This window comes from Brevibacterium sp. LS14 (genome assembly GCF_012027885.1).
GTDB lineage: Bacteria > Actinomycetota > Actinomycetes > Actinomycetales > Brevibacteriaceae > Brevibacterium > Brevibacterium casei.
In genome coordinates this window covers 237,523-261,104 of sequence record NZ_SJXG01000047.1, presented here as the reverse complement: position 1 = coordinate 261,104, position 23,582 = coordinate 237,523, and the positions used below count along the sequence as shown (strand labels likewise).

General features: G+C 69.7%; 23 protein-coding genes and 1 tRNA gene. 13 read left to right on the top strand and 11 right to left on the bottom strand.

Features of this window, described 5'->3' with window-relative positions:
* Nucleotides 1-26 precede the first annotated feature (26 nt).
* The 4 genes from EZE58_RS09220 to EZE58_RS09205 are packed head-to-tail and all read left to right on the top strand — an operon-like array spanning nucleotide 27 to nucleotide 2,592.
* Nucleotides 27-1,166, top strand: coding sequence for a class E sortase (locus EZE58_RS09220; protein ID WP_009379832.1), 1,140 nt, complete (start codon nucleotides 27-29; stop codon nucleotides 1,164-1,166).
* 1 nt (nucleotide 1,167) lies between these two features.
* Complete coding sequence (locus tag EZE58_RS09215) at nucleotides 1,168-1,335, top strand: hypothetical protein (RefSeq protein ID WP_040342208.1); 168 nt, start codon at nucleotides 1,168-1,170, stop codon at nucleotides 1,333-1,335.
* Nucleotides 1,335-2,021 carry a gamma-glutamyl-gamma-aminobutyrate hydrolase family protein gene (locus EZE58_RS09210; RefSeq protein ID WP_009379829.1) on the top strand — a complete coding sequence of 229 codons (687 nt, stop codon included), beginning with the start codon at nucleotides 1,335-1,337 and terminating at the stop codon, nucleotides 2,019-2,021. Before EZE58_RS09215 ends, EZE58_RS09210 begins: the two co-directional genes overlap by 1 nt.
* Nucleotides 2,022-2,079: 58 nt before the next feature.
* Complete coding sequence (locus tag EZE58_RS09205) at nucleotides 2,080-2,592, top strand: GyrI-like domain-containing protein (RefSeq protein WP_009379827.1); 513 nt, start codon at nucleotides 2,080-2,082, stop codon at nucleotides 2,590-2,592.
* Between the two features lies 1 nt (nucleotide 2,593).
* Here the strand turns inward: EZE58_RS09205 and pknB are convergent, their stop codons facing one another.
* From pknB to EZE58_RS09170, 7 genes are all read right to left on the bottom strand, one after another.
* Nucleotides 2,594-4,537 (bottom strand): Stk1 family PASTA domain-containing Ser/Thr kinase, encoded by a 1,944-nt coding sequence (gene pknB / locus EZE58_RS09200; protein WP_009379825.1) that lies wholly within the window; start codon nucleotides 4,535-4,537, stop codon nucleotides 2,594-2,596.
* 83 nt (nucleotides 4,538-4,620) lie between these two features.
* On the bottom strand, nucleotides 4,621-6,411 hold the full coding sequence (locus EZE58_RS09195) for a protein kinase (RefSeq protein WP_009379823.1): 1,791 nt from the start codon (nucleotides 6,409-6,411) through the stop codon (nucleotides 4,621-4,623).
* A complete protein-coding gene (locus EZE58_RS09190) occupies nucleotides 6,408-7,877 on the bottom strand; it encodes a penicillin-binding transpeptidase domain-containing protein (protein ID WP_009379822.1) in 1,470 nt (489 codons plus the stop codon). The genes EZE58_RS09195 and EZE58_RS09190 overlap by 4 nt, the downstream gene beginning before the upstream one ends.
* Nucleotides 7,874-9,424: an FtsW/RodA/SpoVE family cell cycle protein gene (locus EZE58_RS09185; RefSeq protein ID WP_009379820.1), complete on the bottom strand. Its 1,551-nt coding sequence runs from the start codon at nucleotides 9,422-9,424 to the stop codon at nucleotides 7,874-7,876. Before EZE58_RS09185 ends, EZE58_RS09190 begins: the two co-directional genes overlap by 4 nt.
* Entirely contained in the window at nucleotides 9,421-10,875 is a 1,455-nt protein-coding gene (locus tag EZE58_RS09180; RefSeq protein ID WP_009379819.1) for a protein phosphatase 2C domain-containing protein, read from the bottom strand. Before EZE58_RS09180 ends, EZE58_RS09185 begins: the two co-directional genes overlap by 4 nt.
* Entirely contained in the window at nucleotides 10,872-11,387 is a 516-nt protein-coding gene (locus tag EZE58_RS09175; protein WP_009379817.1) for an FHA domain-containing protein, read from the bottom strand. Before EZE58_RS09175 ends, EZE58_RS09180 begins: the two co-directional genes overlap by 4 nt.
* Nucleotides 11,384-12,226: a DUF3662 and FHA domain-containing protein gene (locus tag EZE58_RS09170; RefSeq protein ID WP_009379815.1), complete on the bottom strand. Its 843-nt coding sequence runs from the start codon at nucleotides 12,224-12,226 to the stop codon at nucleotides 11,384-11,386. The genes EZE58_RS09175 and EZE58_RS09170 overlap by 4 nt, the downstream gene beginning before the upstream one ends.
* Before the next feature lie 473 nt (nucleotides 12,227-12,699).
* Here EZE58_RS09170 and EZE58_RS09165 point away from each other — a divergent pair.
* Nucleotides 12,700-12,786 (top strand) — tRNA-Leu (locus EZE58_RS09165).
* A gap of 107 nt (nucleotides 12,787-12,893) precedes the next feature.
* On the opposite strand, the gene EZE58_RS09160 is transcribed toward EZE58_RS09165, so the two are convergent.
* Both EZE58_RS09160 and EZE58_RS09155 read right to left on the bottom strand, forming a co-directional pair.
* Complete coding sequence (locus tag EZE58_RS09160; protein ID WP_063248777.1) at nucleotides 12,894-13,712, bottom strand: hypothetical protein; 819 nt, start codon at nucleotides 13,710-13,712, stop codon at nucleotides 12,894-12,896.
* 116 nt (nucleotides 13,713-13,828) lie between these two features.
* A complete protein-coding gene (locus tag EZE58_RS09155) occupies nucleotides 13,829-14,860 on the bottom strand; it encodes an AraC family transcriptional regulator (RefSeq protein ID WP_009379812.1) in 1,032 nt (343 codons plus the stop codon).
* A gap of 203 nt (nucleotides 14,861-15,063) precedes the next feature.
* Here EZE58_RS09155 and EZE58_RS09150 point away from each other — a divergent pair, with 203 nt between their 5' ends.
* The 5 genes from EZE58_RS09150 (at nucleotide 15,064) to EZE58_RS09130 (ending at nucleotide 20,815) form a co-directional block, all read left to right on the top strand.
* Nucleotides 15,064-15,957 carry an NmrA family NAD(P)-binding protein gene (locus EZE58_RS09150; protein ID WP_009379811.1) on the top strand — a complete coding sequence of 298 codons (894 nt, stop codon included), beginning with the start codon at nucleotides 15,064-15,066 and terminating at the stop codon, nucleotides 15,955-15,957.
* The gene (locus EZE58_RS09145) at nucleotides 15,954-16,424 is read left to right on the top strand and encodes an anthrone oxygenase family protein (RefSeq protein ID WP_063248776.1); all 471 of its coding nucleotides are present in this window, start codon (nucleotides 15,954-15,956) and stop codon (nucleotides 16,422-16,424) included. Before EZE58_RS09150 ends, EZE58_RS09145 begins: the two co-directional genes overlap by 4 nt.
* A gap of 116 nt (nucleotides 16,425-16,540) precedes the next feature.
* Nucleotides 16,541-17,770, top strand: coding sequence for a hypothetical protein (locus EZE58_RS09140; RefSeq protein WP_119297089.1), 1,230 nt, complete (start codon nucleotides 16,541-16,543; stop codon nucleotides 17,768-17,770).
* A gap of 41 nt (nucleotides 17,771-17,811) precedes the next feature.
* Entirely contained in the window at nucleotides 17,812-19,635 is a 1,824-nt protein-coding gene (locus tag EZE58_RS09135) for a bifunctional 3'-5' exonuclease/DNA polymerase (protein ID WP_119297088.1), read from the top strand.
* Between the two features lie 94 nt (nucleotides 19,636-19,729).
* A complete protein-coding gene (locus EZE58_RS09130) occupies nucleotides 19,730-20,815 on the top strand; it encodes an NAD(P)-dependent alcohol dehydrogenase (RefSeq protein WP_119297087.1) in 1,086 nt (361 codons plus the stop codon).
* A gap of 49 nt (nucleotides 20,816-20,864) precedes the next feature.
* Here the strand turns inward: EZE58_RS09130 and EZE58_RS09125 are convergent, their stop codons facing one another.
* The gene (locus EZE58_RS09125) at nucleotides 20,865-21,317 is read right to left on the bottom strand and encodes a DUF1772 domain-containing protein (protein WP_179952601.1); all 453 of its coding nucleotides are present in this window, start codon (nucleotides 21,315-21,317) and stop codon (nucleotides 20,865-20,867) included.
* A 199-nt stretch (nucleotides 21,318-21,516) separates the two neighbouring features.
* Here EZE58_RS09125 and EZE58_RS09120 point away from each other — a divergent pair, with 199 nt between their 5' ends.
* Nucleotides 21,517-22,074: a TetR/AcrR family transcriptional regulator gene (locus tag EZE58_RS09120; protein ID WP_063248772.1), complete on the top strand. Its 558-nt coding sequence runs from the start codon at nucleotides 21,517-21,519 to the stop codon at nucleotides 22,072-22,074.
* Between the two features lie 112 nt (nucleotides 22,075-22,186).
* On the top strand, nucleotides 22,187-22,633 hold the full coding sequence (locus EZE58_RS09115; protein WP_063248771.1) for a VanZ family protein: 447 nt from the start codon (nucleotides 22,187-22,189) through the stop codon (nucleotides 22,631-22,633).
* Between the two features lie 25 nt (nucleotides 22,634-22,658).
* Here EZE58_RS09115 and EZE58_RS09110 read toward each other — a convergent pair whose 3' ends face one another.
* Entirely contained in the window at nucleotides 22,659-23,105 is a 447-nt protein-coding gene (locus EZE58_RS09110) for a MarR family transcriptional regulator (protein WP_063248770.1), read from the bottom strand.
* Between the two features lie 100 nt (nucleotides 23,106-23,205).
* On the opposite strand from EZE58_RS09110, the gene EZE58_RS09105 reads away from it, so the two are divergent.
* Nucleotides 23,206-23,580 (top strand): VOC family protein, encoded by a 375-nt coding sequence (locus EZE58_RS09105; RefSeq protein ID WP_063248769.1) that lies wholly within the window; start codon nucleotides 23,206-23,208, stop codon nucleotides 23,578-23,580.
* The last annotated feature ends 2 nt before the right edge of the window (nucleotides 23,581-23,582 follow it).

Below are 23,582 nucleotides of genomic sequence, written 5' to 3'. Positions count from 1 at the left end.
TCGACCCGGGCCCGGCGACGGAGCCGATGCGCACCGATGCGACCGCCTCCTCCGGCCAGGGTGAGAGCGCCTCCCGCGGACCGGGAGACACCGCCGCAGCGGGTGGCTACGACGCGCCCCTGCCGAGCCGCCGCGAACTGCGCCGTCGGGAAGCCGAAGCCGCCGGTGCCGCCCCCGCGTCCTACTCCGATGCCCCGCCCCTCGGCGACGGCCCTGCGACCCAGGCGATGCCGGCGCAGTACACGGCCGCCCAGTACACCGCTCCCCAGTACAGCCAGCCCCAGCACCCCCGGCCCCAGACCGGCTATGCGGAGGGCGTCCCGGCCACAGCGGCACAGGGCGCGGTCGCGGCAGGCGAGCCCCACCTCGGCGGGGGAGGCGGCTCCGGACGGGGCGGAGGGGGCCGGAGGAAGCAGCCGCCGCAGCGTCAGCCGCTCGGCCCGATCCGCGGAACGATCCGCACCTTCGGCGAACTCTGCATCACCGCCGGTCTCGTCCTCATCCTCTTCGTCGCGTGGCAGCTGTGGTGGACGGACATCGAAGCCGACCGCGACAACGAGGTCCTCGCCGACCAGCTGACGAAGGACTGGGCGAACCAGGACCCGAACAAACTGCCCGCGGACCCCGACGAACCCGTCGTCGCGGAACCGGTGGAGAAGAACACGGCGTTCGGGATCTTCTACATCCCGCGCTTCGGCGACGACTACTACCGCACTCTCGCCGAGGGCGTCGACCTCGAACCCGTCCTCAACCGGATGGGCGTGGGCCGCTACCCGAACTCGGCGATGCCCGGGGAGGTCGGCAACTTCTCCGTCGCCGGCCACCGCGTCACGTACGGCAAGCCGTTCAACCAGATCGCGAAGCTGCGGCCCGGCGATGAGATCGTCGTCCAGACGAAGGACGGGTTCTACACGTACACGTTCCGCAACTTCGACATCATCCTCCCCGACGCCGTCGAGGTCCTCGCCCCCGTGCCCGACCAGCCCGAGTACAAGGGCAAGGACCGGATCCTCACGCTCACCGCGTGCAACCCGATGTTCTCCGCCCGCGAGCGCTACATCGCCTACGCCGAACTCACGGAGTGGACCCCGGCCTCCGAGGGTGCGCCCGACTCGATCAAGGACTCGAAGGCCTACGAAAAGGTCAGCAAGAACGGTGGTGCCTGACATGTACGCATTCATCTGGCGGCTCCTGCCCGGACCGTGGTTCGTCAAGCTCGTCTTCGCGCTCATCCTCATCGCCGCGGTCGTCCTCCTCCTCATGCAGTACGTCTTCCCGGCCGTCGCACCCTACATGCCGTTCAACAACGCGACCGTCACCGACGAAGGCGCGTGATGACCTCGATCCTCGTCGTCGACAACTACGACAGCTTCGTCTACACCCTCGTCTCCTACGTCCGCGAGCTCGGTGCGAAGGCGGACGTCATCCGCAACGACGATCTGGGCGCCGAGGCGGCCGTGGAGCTGGCGCGCGGCTACGACGGGATCCTGCTGTCCCCGGGTCCCGGTGTGCCCGCCGAATCCGGCGTGTGCCCCGACGTCATCCGCTGGGCCGCCGAGGCGGGCAAGCCGCTGTTCGGCGTGTGCCTCGGCCATCAGGCCCTCGGCGAGGTGTTCGGGGCGACGGTGACGCATTCGCCGGTCCTCATGCACGGCAAGACCTCGGTCATCACCCATGAGGGTCAGGGCGTCTTCGCCGGGTGCCCGTCTCCGCTCACGGTCACCCGCTACCATTCGCTGGCGATCGTCGATGAGACGATCGACCTCGAGACCTTCGCCGTGACCGCGCGCACCGCCGACGGCGTCGTCATGGCCATCGAGCACCGCACCGCCCCGCTCCACGGCGTCCAGTTCCACCCCGAATCGGTGCTCACCGAATCCGGGTACCTCATGCTCGGCAACTGGCTCGAAGTCTGTGGGCTCGCCGGCGCCGCCGAGCGTGCTGCGTCGATGTCGCCGCTGGCCAGCGCGATCACGTCTCCGTCACCGGCAGAGCTTTCCCGTCATCGGCCGAGCGCTTAGGATCGGTTCCACACTCATCCAGACCGTCCAACGGCGGCCGCCAGCGAGAGGAATCCCCATGCCCGAGCCCAGCTACATCCCGACCGAGCCGTATCGCGAACTCACCGTGTTCGAGGCCCAGCCGGTGCCCACGGTCGTCGTCGAGGCGCAGGGCCATCCGATGGACGAGCTCCCCGCCCTCTTCGACGCCGTCTTCTCGCGCCTCTTCCCCGCCCTCGCCGAGGCGGGCGTGGAGCCTGCCGGGCCGGCGTTCTCGCTCTACACGCGCCCGCCCACCGACACCGTCGACATCCAGGTCGGCGTTCCCGTCGCCACGGGGCTGAGCCAGGCGCTCGATCTCGGCGACGACCTCACCGCGATCCCCGCCGAACTGCCCGGCGGGTCGATCGGGGCGATCTCCCACCTCGGCGGGTTCGACGGCCTCGCCGAGGCGTGGAACGCGCACATGCAGGCCCTGGTGGCCGCCGGACACCATCCGGACATGCCGTTCTTCGAGGTCTACGTGACTGAGCCGAACCCGGAGATGGACCCGGCGGATCTGCGCACCGACCTCTTCGTCACTCTCGGCTGACTCAGTCGCGGCCGTTGCCGTTGCCGTTGTTGCCGCGACGGCCGTCGGACCAGCCGTCGAACCACGACTCCCCGCCGCCGACGGCGCCGTCGGTCTCGGTGCCGCCGCTGCCGTTGTCGTTGCCGTCGCCGCCGGCGTCATCGGACGGTGAGGTCGGGATGCCGCCGGGGACCGACGGGATCGTCGGGGTGGGCTCCGGGGGCTTCTTCGCCACGGTCACGGTGATCTCCGACCCCTGCGCCACGTCGGTGCCGCCGGGCGTCGACTGCTCGTAGACCTTGCCCTCGTCCTGGTCAGCCGTCTCGACCTCCTCGACCTTGCAGCCGAGTTTGTAGTCGTCACCCTTGAGCGTGTTGCACGCTTCGTCGGCGGTCTGACCGGTGACGTCGGGGACCTTGACCATGCCGGAGGAGACGACGAGGTCGACGTTCGAGTCGACATCGACCTTCTCGCCCTCGCCGGGCTTCGTCTCGATGACGACGCCCTTCTTGACGTCCGGGGAGTTCTGGGTGATGTGCGTGCCGGCCTGGAGCTTGGCGTCCTTGAGGATCTGGCGGGCCTCCTCCTCGGTCTTGCCGGCGACCTCGGGGATCGAGACGCTCTCCGGTCCGAGGGAGACGAGGAGTTTGACCTGGCTGTTCTCCGGGATGGACTGCCCGGCGGCGGGATCGGTCGAGATCGCCTTGCCCTCGTCGACCTCGGTGCTGTACTGCTCCTCCGGGGTGACTTGGAATCCCTGATTGCGCAGCTGCGCCTCGGCGGCGTCCGCGTCGAGCCCGGCGACATCGGCCACCTGGACCTGGACGATCTCCGGTGGCTTGTTGATCTCGTACACCCACAGGGCGAGTGCGGCGAGAGCGAGGAGGACGAAGATGCTGCCGATCCAGATCCATGCCTTCGACCGCTTCTGCGGGGGGCGCTCCTCCTGCCGGTTCATGATCGTCGAGACCGGACCCGTCTCGGGGGCCGACTCGTAGTCCGCGGGGTAGACCTGAGTGCCCGTGGGAGGCCCCATCATCCCGGCTCCGGCACCTGCTCCGGCGGCGGCGAAGGCCTGGGTGCGGTCCTCGTCACCGCCGTCGATGCTCAGCGGTCGGCCGTCGCGGGCGGCCAGCACGTCCTCACGGAAGGTGTAGGCGTCCTGGTAGCGCTCGTCGCGGTCCTTCTGCAGGGCATGGAGGACGAGGCGGTCGACCTCGGGCGGGATGGTGGGGTTGTAGAAGCTCGGGGGCTGCGGGGTCTCCCCGACGTGCTGGTAGGCCACGGCGAGCTGGGAGTCGCCGACGAACGGGGGCCGACCGGCGAGGAGTTCGTAGAGGAGGCACGCGGTCGAGTAGAGGTCGGAGCGGGCGTCGACGACCTCGCCGCGCGCCTGCTCGGGGGAGAGGTACTGTGCGGTGCCGACGACGGACTGCGTCTGCGTCAGCCCGCTGTTGTCCTTGAGCGCCCGGGCGATCCCGAAGTCCATGACCTTGATGTCGCCTTCGGGGGTGAGCATGACGTTCGCCGGTTTGATGTCGCGGTGGACGATGCCGTTGCGGTGCGAGTACTCGAGCGGGGCGAGGACTCCGGCGACGACGTTGAGCGCCTCGTCGACGGTGAGGGTGCCGTGCTCGTTGAGGACCTCTCGCAGGGTCTGGCCCTCGACGTACTCCATGACGATGAAGGGAACGGAGACGCTCGAGCCGCCGGATTCGACGAACTCCTCCTCCCCGGAGTCGTAGACGGCGACGATGCCGGGATGGTTGAGACCGGCAGCGGACTGCGCCTCGCGCTTGAGGCGGGTGTGGAATGACGGATCGCGCGCAAGATCGGACCGCAGAAGCTTGATCGCGATGCGCCGCCCCAGACGGGTGTCGACGCCCTCGTGCACCTCTGCCATGCCCCCACGGCCGAGGAGGGTACGGACTTCGTACCTCTCCGACAGCACTTTGGGCTCAGTCATTTACTTCCTCCGCGTGATTCACCCCGTTCGAGGTGGTTGCTCAGCAATTCCTCAAGTCTACTGTTGGTCCGTCCGAACGGTTCTCAACCCTCGGTCCCGTTCGCCTCGGTGGTACCGCCCTGTCCGCCGCCCCGGCCCGAGTTGCCGTTGGCGTTCGCACCGCTGCCGGTGGTGGCGTTCGCGTTCGAGCCGGTCGACGTCTCCGAGTCCGAGGACGAGCCGCTGTCCGTGTTCGCGCCCGATTCTGAGCCCGAGTCCGACCCCGACTCGGAGCCCGAGTTCGAATCGGAACCGGAGTTCGAGTCGCTGCTCGACTCGGAGTTCGAGCCCGAGTTCGACCCGCTCCCGGAGCCCGAGTTCGAGCCCGTATCGGAACCGGAGGACGAGCCGGAGTCCGACCCCGAGTCGGACCCGGACGTCCGCGTCGGGCGGGGTGCCGGCTCCTCGGCGGGACCGCTCGAGATGTAGAGGGTGACGGTGTCGCCCTCGGTGAAGGTGTACCCGCCGCCGTCGGCCTCGCCGACATCGGCGACTGTGCCCGCAGCGCGGTTCGAATCGATCGTCTCGGTGTCGACCTGGAGGCCGAGGCGTTCGAGGTTCGCTGTCGCCGACGACTCGGACTGGCCGATGTAGTCGCTGCGGTCGATCTCGATCTCCTGCGGGGCCTGCGAGGTCGTCGGAGCGCTCGTGCTCGGAGTCGGCGTCGGCTCGCCGCGGCCCCCGAGGAAGAACCAGAGGAGGGCGCCGACGGCGATGAGGGCTGCGATCGCGAGGACCCAGATGAGGATCTTCCCCCGTTTCGACTTCCGATCGTCGACCTCGTCGTCCCGACCGCCTGGATCGTTGGGGTCGACCGCGGCACCGTAGCCCGTGCCGGGTCCGCCTGGCCCGGCCGGACCGTCGGCACTGTAGACGCGGGTGGCGTCGTTGCTCGAGGTCGCAGGCAGCACCTGCGTCGAGGGCACGGGCTCGGGGTCGTTGAAGACCTGGGTGAGCGCTTCGGAGGCGGCATTGCCGTGACGCATCTGCGGCAGGACGGCTTCGGCCCCGGCGATGTCGCCTGCGGCGATGAGTCCGGCCGCCTTGGACACGGCCATCGCGTCATCGGGACGACGCTCCGGCTTCTTCTCGAGCAGAGAGTCGACGAAGCGGCGGACCGGTTCGGACACGGTCGTCGGCAGCGGCGGATGCTGCTGGTTGACCTGGGCGATCGCGATCGAGACCTGCGAGTCGCCGGTGAAGGGACGCTGGCCCGCGAGTGCCTCGTAGGCGATGATGCCGAGCGCGTAGAGGTCGGAGCCGGGACCCGAGCCCTTGCCGGTGGCCTGTTCGGGAGCGAGGTACTGGGCGGTGCCCATGACCTGGCCGGTCTTCGTCAGCGGCGCCTGGTCGGTGACGCGGGCGATGCCGAAGTCGGTGATCTTCACCCGGAAGTCCGGGGTCATGAGGATGTTGCCGGGTTTGATGTCGCGGTGGACGACGCCGGCCTTGTGGGCGGCGCCGAGCGCCTGAGCTGCCTGCGCGACGATGCTCAGCGTGTCCTCTTCGGAGAGAGGGGCGCTGCGTTCGATGATCGTCGACAGGGGCTCCCCGGGCACGTACTCCATGACGAGGTAGGGCGAACCGTCCTCGTCGCCGTAGTCGTAGACCCCGGCGATGCCGGGATCGGAGACCCGGCCCATGTTCTGCGCTTCGGCGCGGAAGCGGGCGAGGAACGTCGAGTCGGAGAGGTACTCCTCCTTGAGGATCTTCGCCGCGACCTCGCGGCCGAGCACCGAGTCGACGCCCTTCCAGACCTCGCCCATGCCGCCCACGGCGATGCGTGAGGTCAGGGTGTACCGGTTGCCCAGTTGGGTGCCTTCGCTCGGCCTCATTTGTCGACCACCGCTTCCATCATGTCCTTGGCGATCGGTCCCGCGACCGTCGCTCCGTATGCTTCACTGCCCGCGTTTCCGCCGTTCTCGACGACGACCGCGACGGCGATCTTCGGATCGTCGGCGGGGGCGAAGGAGATGAACCAGGCGTGGGGCGCTGCGCCCTGCTGATGCTGGGCGGTGCCCGTCTTCGCTGCGACCTTGGTGCCGGGGATCTTCGCCACCGAGGCGGTGCCGTCGGTGACGACGCCCTCCATCATCGTCGTCAGCTCGTCCGCCGTCTGTCCGGAGACCGGCCGTGAGAGCTCGGTGGGGCGGGTCTCCGTGATCGGTTCGAGGGTGTCGGCGTTGAGCACGCGGTTGACGAGCTGGGGCTTCATCATCGATCCGCCGTTCGCGATCCCTGCGGTCATCATCGCCATCTGCAGCGGCGTCGACCGGACCTCGTACTGTCCGAGCGAGGACTGCGCGAGCTGGGGCGGGTTGAGGTCGGAGGGGAACGTCGAGGGGGTCACGCTGAGCGGGATCTCGAGGTCCTTGCCGAAGCCGAACTTGCTCGCCTGCTCGGCGATCGTGTCCTCACCGAGGTCCATGCCGAGCGAGGCGAACGAGGTGTTGCACGATTCGGCGAGCGACTGCGCGAGCGTGGGTCGCCCACCGCCGCGGCATGCGCCGGCATGCGAGTTGCTGATCGTCGCCGTCGTCTGCGGCAGATCGAGGGTCGCGGGGCCGTTGAGCTTCGAGTCGGGGGTGTAGTCCCCGGACTCGAGGGCGGCAGCGGCGACGAGGACCTTGAAGGTCGATCCGGGCGGGTAGAGGTTGCCGCCGATCGCGCGGTTGTAGGCGGGGTTGTCGGGGGCGTTGTCGAGCTTCTCGAACGCGGCCCTGGCCTTCTTGGGGTCGTGGCTGGCGATCGGGTTGGGGTTCCATCCGGGGGTCGAGGCCATCGCGAGGATCTTGCCGGTCTTCGGGTCGAGGGCCACGGCGGCGCCGGTCTGGTTCCCGAGGCCGTTCCACGCGGCTTCCTGGACCTTGGGGTCGATGGTGAGTTCGACGGCCGCACCGCGGGGCTGCTCGCCGGTGAAGATGCTGCCGACCTTGTCGTAGAAGAGGGCATCGGACTCGCCGGAGAGGTACTCTCCCGCAGCGCGCTCCATGCCGGAGGCCCCGGAGACGATCGAGTAGTAGCCGGTGACCGCCGCGTAGGCGCGCGGGTCGAGCCCGTCGGAGCCGTACTTGCGCTGGAACTTGTACTTGTCGTCGACGGGTTCCGAGTACGCGATGGGGGTGCCGTCGACGAGGATCGGTCCCCGGTCGCGGGAGAGCTGGTCGAGGATCTGCCGCGTGTTGAGCGGGTTGGTGTTGAGCGACTCCGCCGTGATGAACTGCACCCAGCTCGTCGACGCGAAGAGCAGGGCGAACATGACGAATCCGACGACGCCGATGTGTGTGAGTGACTTCTTCATCGTTCACCTCCCTGGGTGCGCTCGCGGGTGCTGAGGTTCGTCGTCACGGCTTCGTCGGCGGGGCCGTTGTCAGTGGGGCTGTTGTCGGCAGGGCCGTTGCCGACAGGGCTGTTGTCGGCGGGGTCCTCCGGTCCCTCGTCCGCCTTCTTCCTCCGCCGAGGCGGGGCGTCGGGGTCCTCGGTGATCCGGAGGACGCCGGTGTGAAACTCCTCGACCGGGCGGCGGGCGTTGTCGGACATCCGGAGCAGGAGGGCGATGATCACCCAGTTCGCCACCAGTGAGGATCCGCCCTGGGCGAGGAACGGCGTGGTCAGGCCCGTGAGCGGGATGAGGCGGGTGACACCGCCGACGACGACGAAGACCTGGAGGGCGATCGTGAAGGCCAGTCCCGTGGCGAGCAGGGTGCCGAAGCCGTCCCGCAGCTTCTGCGCGGTCCGGATGCCGCGTTCGAAGATGAGGAGGTAGCAGAGCAGGATGACGAAGAGACCGGCCATGCCGAGCTCCTCGCCGAAGCTCGCGTAGATGAAGTCGGATTCCGCGTAGGGGACCATGTTCGGTCGTCCTTCGCCGAGCCCGGTGCCGACGAGGCCGCCGTTGGCCATCCCGAAGAGCCCTTGGACGAGCTGGTAGGAGCCGCCGGGGGTCTTGTTGAACTCCTCCGGGGTGAGTGCGCCCAGCCAGCCGTCGATGCGCTGCTGGACGTGGGAGAAGAGGAGGGTGGCGATGACGGCGCCGGCGGCGAAGAAGCCGAGGCCGAGGATGATCCACGAGACCTTCGACGTCGCGACGTAGAGCATGGCGACGAAGAGGCCGAAGAAGAGCAGCGAGGTGCCGAGGTCGCGCTCGAAGACGAGGATGCCGACGCTGGCGACCCAGGCGATGATGATCGGGCCGAAGTCGCGCAGGCGCGGGAAGCGGATGCCGAGGATCTTCGGTCCCGCGAGGACGAGCTGGTCGCGGAAGCTCACGAGGTAGCCGGCGAAGAAGATCGCCAGGAGGATCTTCGCGATCTCTCCGGGCTGGAACGACAGCGGCCCGATGCCGATCCAGATCCGTGCGCCGTTGATCGTCCGTCCGAGTCCCGGGACCAGGGGGAGGAGGAGGAAGAAGAGTGCGAGGAAGCCGGAGACGTACGTGTATCGGCGCAGCCAGCGGTGGTCGCGGAGGAGGACGAGGACGGCCACGGCCAGGCCCACTCCGAGGGTCATCCAGATGAGCTGCTGGGTGGCGCTGTCGAGGAACTCGCTGCGGCCGAGGTCGACCCGATGGATCATCGCGAGTCCGAGTCCGTTGAGGAGGACGGCGATGGGGACGAGGACGGGGTCGGCGTACTTCGCCTTCCACCACACGACGACGTGGAGGATGACGGCCAGGGCCGCCAGCCACGCCATGTACTGGTAGATGTCGGTGGGGACCTCGTCGTCGACGCCGAGGCCGACGAGCGCGTAGGCGCTCGACGAGGCGGCGATCGCGAGGATGAGCAGACCGAGCTCGGCCAGGCGGTAGGGCCTGGGCCGGGCTGCCTGGGAGACGGAGTCCGAGGTCACTGCGACTCCTGGGTGATCGCGTCGCTGGGCTCCGCGCTCTGTCCGTCCGGCGGAGAGGGCGCAGGGTCGCTCGGGTTCGTCGCATCCTCGGCGTTGCCGGAGACGGTGCCGGAGTTCGCGGCCTCCTGGCGGAGGTTGTCGATGATCCGGTCGGCCTCCTCCCGCGAATCGGCCTGGATCGATCCGCGCAGGCGGTCCTGGGAGAACGTGTTGAGCGCTTCGACCTGGATGTCGGTCGTGTCCTCGAGGCGGCTGAGTGCGATGGGACCGAGCGTCGTGTCGAGGCCCCGGTAGAGGGTGACGCGGCCGCCGTCGTTCGTCAGGTAGTAGTGGTTGCTGATGTAGTTGTACGCGAAGAAGCCGCCGACGGCGAGGGCGATGATGACGATGCCGGCGATGATCCATCCGAGGTACGAGCGTTTCTCACCCTCGTCGTCGCCGTCGAGGTCATCTCCTTCGCTCGTCTCGGTCTCGGTGTCGACGGCGGTGCGCACGGACCCGGCGGGCACCTCGGCGGTGGGCTCCTGACCGGTCTCACCGGGGCCGGAGGCGTCGGTGACGGTCTGCAGGGGAACGGTGTCGGTGGGGACGTCGCCGCCGCCGAAGTCGTGCTGGGCGGTGGTGGCCTCGCCCTCGGGGCGGGTGCCGATCGTCGCATACTGGGGGTTGACGTGGACGGAGCCGACCGCGATGCCCTGCGGGACGTCGACGCTGCCCTCGATGACATCGCCGATGACGACGGTGACGTTGTCGGCGCCCCCGCCGGCGAGGGCGAGGTCGATGAGCTGACGGCACGCCTCGTCGGGGTCGGCCACCTCGGCGAGGACACGGGTGATGTCGCCGAGGTCGGCGAACCCGGTGAGCCCGTCGGAGCAGAGCAGCCAGCGGTCGCCGACGTAGGCCTCGCGCAGGGAGAGGTCGAGGTCGGGGGAGGTGCCGACGTCGCCGAGGACCTTCATGACCACGGAGCGCTGCGGGTGGGTGTCGGCTTCGTCGGCGGTGATGCGGCCTTCGTCGACGAGCATCTGGACGAACGTGTGGTCGTGGGTGACGGGGTGGAGTTCGCCGTCGCGGTAGACGTAGCCGCGCGAATCGCCGATGTGGGCCAGCGCGAACCGGTTGCCGGGCGCCCGCAGGAGCGCGGTGACGGTCGTGCCCATCCCCGCGAGCTCCGGCTGTTCGGCGACGCCGCGGCAGATGCGGTCGTTGGCGTCGAGGATCGAGGCGCGCAGGAGTTCGAGGGCGTCGTCGCCGGCGACGCCGTCGTCGAGTTCGGCGAGCCGGGCCACGGTGATCGCCGAGGCGACGTCGCCGCCGGCGTGACCGCCCATTCCGTCCGCAATGAGGAGGAAGTTCGGACCCGCGTAGCCGGAGTCCTGGTTGTTCTTGCGCACGAGCCCGGTGTGCGACCGAGCGGCAGAGCGGAGGGTGATCGTTCCGTCGGTCGTCACGATTGGGTCTCCAACGTCGTATGGCCGATGGTGATCTGGTTGCCGATGCCGAGATCGAAGGGCGCGGTGATCTTCGAGCCGTCGACGAAGGTGCCGTTCGTCGAGCTGAGGTCCTCGAGCACCCATGCGCCGCCCCGGGCGATGATGCGGGCGTGATGGCTCGAAGCGAAGTCGTCGCCTATGACGATCGTGTTGTCAGGGGCGCGGCCGAAGGTCACCGGTGCGCCGGAGAGGATGAGCGAGGTGCCGGCGAGCGGTCCCGCGGTGACCCGGATCGAGCCGGGGTTGGCCCGCGGCGGAGCGGGGGTCGGTCGCGGCTGCGGGGCGGGCCGGCTCGGGGCAGGGGCCGACTGCCGCGCGGAGTCCTGCGAGTTCTTGGCCTTTCGGGGCTTGTGTGTGCCGCGCTTGGCTCCGAAGATGTCCCGTCGCAGCACGCCCGCCACCCCGAAGACGAAGAGCCAGAGGATGACGAAGAAGGCGAACCGGAAGACGGTGACGGTGAATTCGCTCACAGAGAGTCCTGTTCGGTGTAGCGCACCTCGGCGTCTCCCGCCGTGAGCACGTCACCGTTGGTGAGGTTGGCCGAGGTGAGTTTGCGTCCGTGGAGCAGCGTGCCGTTGGTCGAGCCGAGGTCGTTGGCCACGGCGTGGTCGCCCTCGACGACGATCTCGAAGTGGCGCCGGGAGACGCCGGGATCGTCGATGACGAAGTCCGAGCTGTTCGACGAGCGGCCGAAGACGTTCGCCCCCTGGCGCAGCGGGTACGTCCGCCCGTCGATCGTCACACTCGCCTCGATGGTCCGCGACCGGGCCGGAGCGGCCGGGCGGATCGGCGTCGAGGAGCGTGCCGGCTCGGGAGTGCGGTGCCGCTGGGCGACGGGGCGCGGGCCGGAGCTCGGCGCGGGTTCGACGATGCTGTGGGACCGGGAGGCCGGGTCGTAGCCGCCGCGGTTGGCCGGCTGCGCGGCCGGGGAGCCGTCGGGGCGCTGCGTCGAGGAGACGACGCGGTACATTCCGGTGTCGAGGTCGTCGGCCTCGACGAAGTCGACGGAGACGGGTCCGACGAAGCTGTAGGCCTGCTCGATCGCGTGATCGCCGATGACCTGGCGCAGGTCGGCGCGCAGCTCGGTCTCGATGCCGGAGAGGCGCTCGAAGTCGGCGGGCGAGAGTTCGATCGTGTAGTGGTTGGCCGTGAGTGTGCGGCCGCGGGAGACGACGGCGGCCTTGTTGTCGGCCTCGCGGCGCAGTGCTCCGCCGAGTTCGACGGGTTCGACCTGCGAGCGGAAGGCCTTCGCGAAGGCGCCGTTGACGACGTTCTCCAGTCCCCTCTCGAAGCGATCGAGAATCCCCATGGCACCTCCTCAAGTCCAAGTCCGTCGTTGTCGTGGTCGGGTTCGCGGTCGAACCCGGGCACATGGTCTGTCCTGCGCTTCTGTACGGGCGTGCCCTGCTCCGACGGCGGGCGCCGTTTCGGGTACACCAACACCCAATCCTAACGCGGAGGCGGCCTCAACTCACGTTCGAAGCGCGAGAGGGACCCACCTCGGCGAGGATTCACCGTGTGCGTTCAGCCTGGCAGGACGGGCGGGACGGCACCTGAGAGCACCGAGGTGACTGATCGGTCGATGAGGAAGGATGCGACGCCCGCCGAGGAGGTCACAGGGACCCGCGCTCACCCGCCGGTGCGCGGAATGCAGGGGTCGGGCCGGGCTCCTGTGGGGTCTCACGGAGGGAGTGAAATGTGAAGGTCGCCACGTTCGGCCCGTTCCGAGCCTCTGCGGGTTTCCGGATCGGTCGCCCGCGATGATAGAGTCTTCTCTTGTTCGCGCGAGTGGCGGAATTGGTAGACGCGCTGGCTTCAGGTGCCAGTGATCGCAAGGTCGTGGGGGTTCAAGTCCCCCCTCGCGCACCAGCGGACGAGAGCCCCTCATCGGGATTCCGGTGAGGGGCTCTTCGCGTGTCCGGATCACCCGGGCCAGGGGCACACGGTCCGGGCCGCCGGGATCAGTGCCGGCCGAATCAGGGCCAGAACCACCCGCGGGTGAGAACGAGGTTGACGGCGACGAGGACCGCGAGGAGGACGAACCCGCCGAGGTGGGGCCACCGGAACTGCGGGGCGGTCTCCGCACCGGCCCCGGGACGGAACATCATCGACACCGGCGCGAACACGCCGATCGCCGCGGCCCCGGCGAGGACCGCGGTGACGGCGCCGGAGTCGTCGATGGGGCTGAGGACGACGTAGAGCGCCATGAGGGCGAGCAGCACGCCGGTGCCGAGCAGCCACGCCCACACGGCCATCGCCGTGCGATCACGGTCGCTGGCGGCGAGCTCGCGGATCGGGGCGGCGAACGCCCACGCCGTGAGCGGCAGGCCCAGCCAGCCGATGACCGTGGCGGCGATGAAGGCGCCGGGAGGCAGACCGAGCAGGGTGAAGGCCTGCGCGGTGTCGCCGGCGGGCATGAGGGCGGTGACCTGGAGGTAGCCGAGACCCTCCTGGATGCTCGTGAAGATCGTCCACAGCCACACGAGACGCCAGAACGGACGGTTCCGGAACGGTGTCAGTGCGCGATCGACGATGACCCCGATGACACCGGTGACGAAGCTGAAGACGGGGCCGGCGAGGAGGGTGAGGACGTGGGGCTCCGGCGGCGGCGCCGGGGTGTAGTCGACTCCGAACGGCAGCTGCTGCGGGTGGTAGCCGAGCAGGGCACCCATGACCGCGTGACCGGTCTCGTGGAGGAGGATCATGATCGTCGCGCCGATGACGAAGGCGAGGCTCGCGCCGAGGATCAGTCGGCTGCGGTGACTCGCAGTGGGTCGTTGCTGCGAAGTGTCCATGCCTGCATCTTCGCACCGCTCCGGCCTGCGCAAATGCTACGATTCGGTGAATTCGCAGCGGTTCGGGTCATTCGGCTGCGGTTCTGCGGCTCAGGTCACCGGGCGCTCGGCTCAGGTCACCGGGGCCTCGCGTTCTGCTCAGCGCTCCGCCTGTGCGCAGCGCTCTCCCTCCGCACGGAACCGGGGGTGCGGCCGTTCGCGCGGGTGAAGGCGCGGCTGAACGCGGCCTCCGAACGGTAGCCGAGCTCTCCGGCGAGGCGGGCCGCGGTGACGTCGGTCTCGCGCAGGCGGGACTCGGCGATGCTCATCCGCCAGCGGGTGAGGTAGGCGATCGGGGCCTCGCCGACGAGCTCGGCGAACCGCGCTGACAGCGACGACCGGGACATCCCGGCGACCCTGGCGAGCCGCTCGAGCGTCCACTCGTGGCCCGGGCATGCATGGATGGCCTCGATGACCCGGCCGATGCGCTCGTCCTGGAGGGAGCGCAGCCACCCGGCGCTCGCCTCGGCGTCGGAGTTCATCCACGAGCGGATCGCCTGGACGACGAGGACGTCGGCGAGCCGGGTCGCCACGGTCTCCGCGCCCGGCTGCGGGTGGGCGAGTTCGGCAGCGATGAGTCGCAGGGTCTCGCGCACCGAGGAGGCGACGGCGGCCGAGTCCCCGCCGACGTGGAGGACGGGCGGAAGGGCCCGCATGAGTTCGCGTGCGGCCGGATCGTCGAAGGCGACGACCCCGCAGATGAGCGTCGTGGTCCTCCCCGGTCCGCCGTAGCGCAGGCGGGAGTAGCTCTCACTGAGGTAGTCCTGGGGGAGCAGGTCGACGCGGGGTCCGCGCGGGGAATCGGGGTCGCTGAGGAGGTCATGGCCGGCCCCGTGCGGGACAAGGGCGAGATCACCGGCGGCGAGTTCGACGAGGGTGGATCCGTTGGAGCCTGCCCCCGGCAGACGGAGCCAGCATGTGCCGGCGATGAGGACGTGGAAGCTCAGCGAATCGGGGATCGCGGGCATCTCGAGCGACCACGGGTCCCCGAACTCGGCATGGCAGTAGAACGTCGACCGCATCCGCAGGTTCGCGAGCACGCGCGCGAGCCGGTCGTCCGCACCTCCCGGCGTGGGCACGGTGCCGGTGCTCCGGGGGACTGTGTCCATTCTGCTGGGGCCTGTCGCCATGACCGCATCGTCGCACACGATCCCACCGATCGTCTGCGGTTCTCGGACGATCGAGCAAGAAGTGCGGTCGTTCGGGCATGGATCGACCGAGAGGTGCTCAGTAGCGTCAGAGGTGCAGGCTGAACGGTTCGCAGAGCGGACGAGCAGCCACGGAGCAGCCACAGAGCAGAAGGGGAGAGACCATGTACGTCATCGCAGGAGCAACGGGACGCGTCGGATCGGCCACCGCGAGGGCCCTGCTCGCGGCAGGGGCCGAGGTCCGCGTCATCGTCCGCCAGGACACCGACGCGGCCGTGTGGGAGGAGGCCGGCGCCGAGGCGGTCGTCACCGCCCTCGACGACGAGGAGGGTCTGGCTGCTGCGCTGAACGGAGCCGCGGGGTTCTTCGCCCTGCTCCCGTTCGACCTCGGTGCCGACGACCTCGACGCCCACGCCGACCGGCTCATCGCCTCCATCGCCGCAGCCGTGGCCCGGGCAGCCGTGCCCCATGTCGTCATGCTCTCCTCAGGAGGCGCTGACCTGACGACGGGCACGGGCCCGATCACGGGACTCCACCGCCTCGAGGAGGCGCTGCGGGCGACCGGAACGAGGCTCACCGCACTGCGCTCGGGGCACTTCCAGGAGAAGGTCGCCGACGTCATCGACCTCGCCCGGGCCACCGGGCTCTACCCCGTCTTCGCCTCCTCCGCCGAGGTGCCCGTGCCCATGGTCGCGACCCGCGACCTCGGTGCGGCCGCCGCCCGGGCGCTGCTCGAGCCGCCGGAGACGAGCGAGACCGTCGACGTCATCGGGCCCACCCGGTCCGAACAGGAGGTCGCCGAGGTGCTCGGGCGCGGTCTCGGCCGTGAGCTCACCGTCGACCTCGTTCCCGCCCCCGCGTGGGCGGGTGCCCTGACCGAGGCAGGCTTCCGTCCGCACGTCGCCGAGAGCCTCGCTGAGCTCTACCGCGCCGACGAGGCGGGACTCCTCGCCCCGCGCGGGGACCGGTCGGTCACGGTGACGACGACGATCGAGGAGACGATCGCGGGACTCCTCGGCGCGGGCGGGACGGATCCCGGGGCAGGGGAACGGTCATGACCACGGCACTGCTCGCCGCCTCGGCGGTCGTCCTCAACGGACTCCTCGCGGGACTCCTCTTCGCGTTCGTCTGCGCGGTCTCCCCGGCCTACCGCCGGCTGAGCGACGAGGAGTTCGTCCGCGGATTCCGCGCCGTCAACGAGGCGATCCTCGGGCCCTCGTTCCTCGTCGTCTTCTTCGGGGCCCCGCTCACGGCGCTCGCCGCCGCGGTGGTCGGCTCGGTCGAAACGGGCACCGTGCCGCTCCTCTGGGTCGGGGCTGCCGGGTCGCTGGGCTCCCTCATCATCACGATGACGGTCAACGTCCCGCTCAACACCCGACTCGTCCGAGCGAGGATCGAGACCGCCGCTGACTGCGCGGCTGCGCGCACGGGCTTCGAGGCGAGGTGGAACCGCTGGAACCTCATCCGGTGCTGGGCCAGCGTCGTCGCCGCACTCGGGTTCGCGCTCGCCCTCGCACTCGGGTGAGGCTGCGCCGGAAGCAGCGCTGTTCCGGACCAGGATTTGTGCCGGAATCGACTCTGTGCCGGAATCGGAACAGCGCCGGAAGCTCTGAGAGCGGATTCGGGGATAGATTCGCTTCCATGTCCTCGAGTCGTCCCACTGTCTGCACGATCACCGCGCTTGCCGTCGCACTCCTCGTGCTCTCCGCCTGCACTCCCGATCCGAATGATCCGGACCTGCCGCCCGAGGCGGATCTGCAGCTGACCCCGCACGGCGATGCGGGCACGTGGCTCGACGATGCGTACGCGGCCGGGTTCGTTGACCAGTACGCGACGCCGAACGAGGTCTGCGCCGTGACCGACGATGTGGTCGTCGAAGTCGAACGAGGCATCGGCGGTGGCGCGACGGTGATGGGCAGACAGCTGCGCGGCGGGGGGATCCTCTGGGAGATCGACGATGCGACCTGCGGGCGGGGAGCTCTGCTGCCGGAGAATCCGGAGTCGACGGTCCCGGCCGCCGCCTCGGCGAGTGTCGTCGTCGGGACGCAGTGGCTGAGCGCGAAGCGAGCCTGGAGCCTCTACGACCCGGCGACGGGAACCGAACGGCAGGCACTCGGATTGGGGGCCGCGGTCTCGAGCGTCCGCCCGCTGGCTTGGGCGGGTGCCGGCGTCGTCGTCCAGACGGACAGCAACGACGTCGTCGGCCTCGAGCTGGGAACCAGCGGGGAGCGCGGCGACGAGGCGTGGCGCCAGCCCATCGCCTCGGGTGCCGAAGTGACCGTGCTCGGCGACGATCACCTCGGCGTCACCCAGGTGTCGGTGAACCGGGTGTCGGTCATCGACATGGCGGCCGGAGAGAACGTCCTCTCGAAGCCGGTGCCCGACGCCTCAGAGATCACGTGGGCAAGCGACGGATATGTGGAGAACGTCCAGGAGACCGACCCCGAGTACGCGTACTTCGACCTGCGCGGCAACGAGATCGACCGGACGAAGGGCGTCTCGCAGTACCCATTCGTCCCGTCTCCCCGCGACGGGGTGACCTTCCCCATCGCCGACCATCGGAAGGCGGGCACCGTCGTCGGCGTGAGCGCCGCCGGGACGCCCGCCCTCTTCCAGGACGAACGGCAGCGCGACTTCACGCAGGCCGGTGAGATCGAGGACCTTCCGGGCAGCATCATCGGACTCCTGGGAGTGAGCGCCGACGGCTCGCTGCTCCTCTTCGACCGGGGACCCGACGGCCTTGTTCTCCTCGACGAGACGGGAGCGGAGGTCGGCGAATGGCCGCTGGGGTACTCCGAGCTGCGGATCGAATCCGGCCTGATCATCGTCTCTGGCACCTCGGGGACCGCGGTGCTCCTCCCGCCAGCCTGAGACGGTCTCGCCGCGTCAGGGCCGCGCAGTAGGGTGGGTCCATGCTCTCCGAGACCGCGCCGACTCCCGCGTGGACGGTGCTCGGGCGCGCGGAATCGGAGGCGGACGCGCCCATGATGCGTGACCACCGGGTCACGGTCGTCGACCTCGGACCGGACGGTGAGGAGATCGGGAGGACGACCCTCGCCGAGGCGGCCCTGCCCGACCTCGTCCGCGACCGTGAGGGCGGTGCTGGGTCGGGAGCCCCCGAGGGGGCGGTCTCCTTGTCAGACGGACGGTCGACGCCACCGCCGAGGTGGGTCGTCAGCGACACCCCGAAGTGGTATCCGGCGCTCCTCGCGGCAGGGGTGCGCATCGACCGCGCCCATGACCTCCGGCTCGCCCATGCGATCCTCGCCCGATCCTCCCTCGTCACCGACCGTTCGGCGCTCACCGCGGCAGACGAATGGGACGCGGGGCCCGTCACGGCACCCTCCGTCGGACAGGCCGAGACCCTCTTCGACGTCGCGGGAGGACGCGGACGTCCGAAGGAAGTCCCGCACGGCATCGACGCCGCGCTCACCGAATTCGCCCGCCAGCAGGCGGCGCTCGAGACGGCGACCGACCCAGGGCGGCTGTGGCTCCTCCTCGCCGCGGAGTCCGCGGGCGGCCTCGTCGCCGCGGAGATGCACGCGGCCGGCGTGCCGTGGGACGTGACCGAGCACGAGCGGATCCTCGAGGACCTCCTCGGTCCGAGGCCCGCCGCCGGGGCGAAGCCTGCGAAGATGCTCGCCGCCGCCGAGGAGGTCCGCACCGCCCTCGACGACTCGCGGGTGAGTCTTGACTCCCCGACCCGACTGCTCACCGCCCTGCGCAACGCCGGGATCAACGTGTCCTCGACGGCGAAGTGGGAGCTCGCCGAATCCGACCACCCGGCGATCGAACCGCTGCTCCGCTACAAGCGGATGGCACGGCTGCTCTCGGCCAACGGCTGGCACTGGCTCGCCGAGTGGGTGGCCGAGGGCCGCTACCGTCCCGTCTACGTCCCCGGCGGCGTCGTCACCGGTCGCTGGGCGGCGAGCGGCGGCGGGGCGCTGCAGATCCCGCGCCAGCTGCGCCCTGCCCTGCGCGCCGATCCCGGGTGGCGGCTCATCTCCGCCGACGTCGCCCAGCTCGAACCCCGGGCGCTCGCCGCGATGTCCGGCGACCGGGCGATGGCCGAGGCCGGGTCCGGCCGCGACCTCTACTCCGGTCTCGTCGACGAGGGCATCGTCGCCACGCGGCAGGAGGCGAAGATCGCCGTCCTCGGCGCAATGTACGGGTCGACGACCGGGGAGGCCGGGCGCCTCGTGCCCCGACTGCGCCAGTCCTTCCCCGCGGCGATGCATCTCGTCGACTCCGCCGCCGAGGCGGGACGGACCGGGGGAGTGGTGACGACGTGGCTCGGGCGGACTTCCCCGGAGCCGAGTGAAGGCTGGCGCCGGGTCCAGTCCCGGGCTGACCAGGTCGATGCGACCACCGCCGATGAGAACCGCGCGCGCCGGGCCGCCGGCGACCAGGGGCGCTTCACCCGCAACTTCGTCGTCCAAGGCACCGCGGCTGAATGGGCGCTCGCGTGGCTGGCCGACCTCCGGCAGCGCCTCGCCCGGCTGCCTACGGTCGAGGACTCGCCCGCGACCGCCTCGGGTCCGGCCTTCTCGCGGAGCGCCCACCTCGTCTTCTTCCTCCACGACGAGGTCATCGTCCATGCCCCGGAGGCGCACGCGGACACCGCCGCGCACGCGATCAGGGAGGCGGCCGCCTCGGCGGGCAGGCTCCTCTTCTCCGGTGCCCCCGTCGATTTCCCCCTCGACCTCACGATCGGGGAACGGGCGGCGGCGAAGTAGGGACACGGGCCTTGACGCAGGGGGACATGTCAGCGGCAGGATGTAGTGTGTGCGGAGTCCGCACTCATCCCTGTCTCGAGCACTGGAGGAACCCATGTCGATCACCGTCAAGGCACTGCAGAAGACCGGACCTGATCAGCCGTTCCGCGTCGCCGAGATCGACCGCCGCGACCCGCGCCCCGACGATGTCGTCATCGACATCAAGGCCGCGGGCATCTGCCACAGCGACATCCACACGATCCGCAACGAATGGGGCGAGGCGAGCTTCCCGCTCACCGTCGGCCACGAGATCGCCGGCGTCGTCTCCGCCGTCGGATCCGAGGTCACCGAGTGGAAGGTCGGCGACCGCGTCGGCGTGGGTTGTCTCGTCAACTCGTGCGGCGAATGCGCCGAATGCCTCGCCGATCAGGAGCAGAACTGCCTGCGCGGCAATGTCGGCACGTACAACTCGACCGACGTCGACGGCACGGTCACGCAGGGCGGGTACGCGGAGAAGGTCGTCGTCAACGAGCGCTTCGTCCTCCGCATCCCCGAGAGCCTCGACTTCGACGTCGCCGCCCCGCTGCTGTGCGCGGGCATCACGACCTACTCGCCGCTTCACCGCTGGGGTGCCGGCGAGCTCAAGGACGGGGCGCCGAAGAAGGTCGCGGTCCTCGGGCTCGGCGGACTCGGGCACATGGGTGTGCAGATCGCCGCGGCGATGGGCGCCGAGGTCACCGTGCTCTCCCGCAGCCTCAAGAAGGAGCAGCTCGCGATCGACCTCGGGGCCACGCGGATGCTCTCGACGGCGGAGGAGGACTTCTTCTCCGAGCACCGCGGCGAGTTCGACCTCATCCTCAACACGATCAGCGCCGACATCCCCGTCGATAAGTACCTGCGGCTCCTCGCCCCGCGCGGCGTCATGGCCGTCGTCGGCCTCCCGCCGGAGAAGCAGGAGCTCTCCTTCGGTTCGCTCATCGGCGGCGGCAAGGTGCTCGCCGGGTCGAACATCGGCGGCATCGCCGAGACCCAGGAGATGCTCGACTTCTGCGCCGAGCACGGCATCGCCGCCCAGATCGAGACGATCGGGATCACCGAGGCGGATTCGACCTACGACCGTGTCGTCGCCGGTGAGGTCTACTTCCGCGCCGTCATCGACATTGCGACGCTGAACAACGCCGAGGTGGAACCCGCACTCTGAGGCGCGGGCGCTTCGGCGCCGGAGTGCCGGTCAGAGCCTTCAGCGCCGATCAGAGCAGCGTCGCCGCCGACGCGAGGAGGGCGAAGGCGGCGACGATGACGGCGACGCGGACGATGTGGAGCCGGTCCCACCGCCCGATCTGCTCTCGCCAGTCCGCGGGATGGGACTCGGCGCTCCACGTCCGGGTGCGGTTGTTGATCGGGACGAGCAGGGCCACAGACATGATGACGCTGCCGGCGAGCAGCACGGCGGCAATACCGGCCGTCCCCGCCGATGCCGAGCCCCAGGTCAGCGCCGCGAACGCGCCCGTGAGCACGAGCGAGGCGATGTACCACACGGGCATCACCGCCCCGAGCATGCGGGCACCGTCGGCTCGGGCCGTCAGCGACGGGCCGGCGGGCAGGCGGAGGGTGATCGGATTGACGACGACGGCGACGGCGAGCTCGACGCCGACCATGATGCCGACGATCGTCGTCGCGAGGATTCCGAGAATGACGTCCACGGTGCGGTCCTTCCAGTGACATGTGCTGGTGCTGGTGTGATGGCGTGTGCTGGTTCGGGTTCGCGCTCGTGTGCTGCCTCGAGTGTTCTTCGGCGCCTTCGACCGAGCCATGCTCACAATCTAGCAATGCTAGGAATTCTATCATTGCTAGAGTAGGGCGGGACGGACAGCGGCGCAAGGGAATCGAGGGAGGCTGGCGGTGACGGACAGACAGACACGACTCGACGAGCGGCGTGCCGCGATCCTCGCGGCCGCCCGCACAAGCGCGGACTCCTCAGGCTGGTCGGCGGTGACGACTCGGCGCCTCGCCGAGGCGATCGGCTATTCGCAGCCCGTCCTCTACGGCCACTTCCCCGGAGGCAAGGCCGAGATCATGCGCACCGTCGCCCTCGACGGGTTCACCGACCTGCGGCAGCGGTGCCAGGCGGCGATCGAGACGGCGGGCGCTGAAGCTAGACCCGATTCGCGTGGGGTCGTCGAGGCGCTCGCCCACGCCTACCTCGATTTCGCCGACGCGCACCCCGCCGTCTACGAGGCGATGTTCGCCGAGCCGATCGGCGCGCGCTTCGCCGAAGCGGACAACGAACCCGAGCTCAGGGACACCTTCACGGTGCTTGCCGACGTCATCGGCGAGGACACCGCGACCGAGGTCTTCTGGGGTGCCCTGCATGGGATGAGCCTGCTCGAGCGCGCCGGACGGATGAAGACCGCGGACCGGGCTCGGCGGGTCGCCGACCTCAGCGCGCGCTTCGCGTGAGGCCTCGTGCCGTCATGCGCCGGGGCGGACCGGACCCAGAGGCCCGCCCGGTCACCGGTCCGTCTCAGGATCGGCCCGTACTCTGACGGGGATGAGAGGCTATAGGCAGCGCGTGCGCACGGTTCCTATGGGCCTGCTCATCCTCTACACCGCGTTTATCGCCCTCATCACCCTCACCCCGCAGCAGCTCGACACGTCGCCGGGGTCACCGATCGCCCGCCTGCTCGCCTTCTTCGCCTCCCATGAGGCGACGGAGTGGCTGAGCTACGAGCGGGTGGAGATGCTTGCGAATGTCGGACTCTTCGTGCCCTTCGGGTTTCTGCTCGCATTCCAGCTCGGCGTGCGGCGCTGGTGGATCGGCTGGGTGGCCGGTGCCGCGTTCACCTGCCTCATCGAGGCCACGCAGCTCACCCTGCTCTCCCCGACGCGCTTCGGAACGATCAGCGACCTCGTGACGAACACGCTCGGCGCCGGGCTCGGAGCCGCGCTCGCGCTCCTCGTCATGCTCCTCCTGCCCAAGCGCGTCGAAAGGGAGCCCGCCGAATTCGCGGTGCGGTGAGCCGAGCTGACTCATGTCGCAGAGGTCAGCCCTTGGCGCCCTCGAACGAATCGATGCACCGATCGAGAGCCTCGCCGAGGCGTCGCCTGGCCTGCGGATCGAGTCCGCTGACCATGAGCGCTTCGACCTCCTCGACGCGCACGACCGCCTGAGCGAGGAGGTCCTCGCCCGCGGGGGTCAGCGTCGTCGGACGCGACCGTCCCGTGTCGACCGTCTCCGGACGGGTGACGAGCCCGCGGTCCTGGAGCCCGCGCAGGAGCGTATTCATCGCCTGCCGGGTGACGAACGCGCCGCGGGCGAGATCCGAGTTCGACGCCCCCGGAGTCCGCTGGAGCAGTTCGAGACACGCGTACTGGGGAATGGAGAGCTCAAGCGGACGCAGGACGTCGTCCATGTGCGCGCGCAGCAGAGACTGCAGGTGCTTGAGCTGATACCCGATCTTCGATTCGAGGCGCGGAGACTCTTGACTCATGTCAATATTCTGACATACATTCGCAGTGTCAGAAACCTGACATAGGAATCGAGTCGGTGCGAGAACGGAGCCGTTCGAGACACGAGAGAGGACAGAGACCATGGATGTCACAGGAGTGGATTTCGTCGCCCTGCAGGTCCGCGACGTCGAGGCGTCGGCAGAGTTCTACACCGGCCGGCTCGGCCTCGAGCGCGCCGACGCCAGCCCGCCCGGGGCCGTCGTCTTCCAGACGACGCCGATCCCCTTCGCCGTGCGCGAGCCCCTGCCGGGGGTCGATCTCGACGCGGTCGAGCGGCCAGGAGTCGGGGTGGCGCTGTGGCTGGCCTGCGAGGACGCTGCAGGGTTGCATGACTCCCTCGCCGAGGCGGGGGTGCCGATCCTCCGGGAACCGGCCCCGAGCCCGTTCGGGCTCACCTTCACCTTCGCCGACCCTGACGGCTACGCGGTCACCGTCCACGAGGCGTCACCTCGGTGAGG

Bases quoted from the DNA above. Each gene is read 5' to 3' on its own strand.
- EZE58_RS09220 (WP_009379832.1), top strand. From the start codon at position 27: ATGCGCACCGATGCGACCGCCTCCTCCGGCCAGGGTGAGAGCGCCTCC.
- pknB (WP_009379825.1), bottom strand. From the start codon at position 4,537: ATGACTGAGCCCAAAGTGCTGTCGGAGAGGTACGAAGTCCGTACCCTC.
- EZE58_RS09155 (WP_009379812.1), bottom strand. From the start codon at position 14,860: ATGGACACAGTCCCCCGGAGCACCGGCACCGTGCCCACGCCGGGAGGT.
- EZE58_RS09215 (WP_040342208.1), top strand. From the start codon at position 1,168: ATGTACGCATTCATCTGGCGGCTCCTGCCCGGACCGTGGTTCGTCAAG.
- EZE58_RS09110 (WP_063248770.1), bottom strand. From the start codon at position 23,105: ATGAGTCAAGAGTCTCCGCGCCTCGAATCGAAGATCGGGTATCAGCTC.
- EZE58_RS09150 (WP_009379811.1), top strand. From the start codon at position 15,064: ATGTACGTCATCGCAGGAGCAACGGGACGCGTCGGATCGGCCACCGCG.
- EZE58_RS09205 (WP_009379827.1), top strand. From the start codon at position 2,080: ATGCCCGAGCCCAGCTACATCCCGACCGAGCCGTATCGCGAACTCACC.
- EZE58_RS09130 (WP_119297087.1), top strand. From the start codon at position 19,730: ATGTCGATCACCGTCAAGGCACTGCAGAAGACCGGACCTGATCAGCCG.
- EZE58_RS09105 (WP_063248769.1), top strand. From the start codon at position 23,206: ATGGATGTCACAGGAGTGGATTTCGTCGCCCTGCAGGTCCGCGACGTC.
- EZE58_RS09135 (WP_119297088.1), top strand. From the start codon at position 17,812: ATGCTCTCCGAGACCGCGCCGACTCCCGCGTGGACGGTGCTCGGGCGC.
- EZE58_RS09145 (WP_063248776.1), top strand. From the start codon at position 15,954: ATGACCACGGCACTGCTCGCCGCCTCGGCGGTCGTCCTCAACGGACTC.
- EZE58_RS09140 (WP_119297089.1), top strand. From the start codon at position 16,541: ATGTCCTCGAGTCGTCCCACTGTCTGCACGATCACCGCGCTTGCCGTC.
- EZE58_RS09160 (WP_063248777.1), bottom strand. From the start codon at position 13,712: ATGGACACTTCGCAGCAACGACCCACTGCGAGTCACCGCAGCCGACTG.
- EZE58_RS09210 (WP_009379829.1), top strand. From the start codon at position 1,335: ATGACCTCGATCCTCGTCGTCGACAACTACGACAGCTTCGTCTACACC.
- EZE58_RS09195 (WP_009379823.1), bottom strand. From the start codon at position 6,411: ATGAGGCCGAGCGAAGGCACCCAACTGGGCAACCGGTACACCCTGACC.
- EZE58_RS09170 (WP_009379815.1), bottom strand. From the start codon at position 12,226: ATGGGGATTCTCGATCGCTTCGAGAGGGGACTGGAGAACGTCGTCAAC.
- EZE58_RS09190 (WP_009379822.1), bottom strand. From the start codon at position 7,877: ATGAAGAAGTCACTCACACACATCGGCGTCGTCGGATTCGTCATGTTC.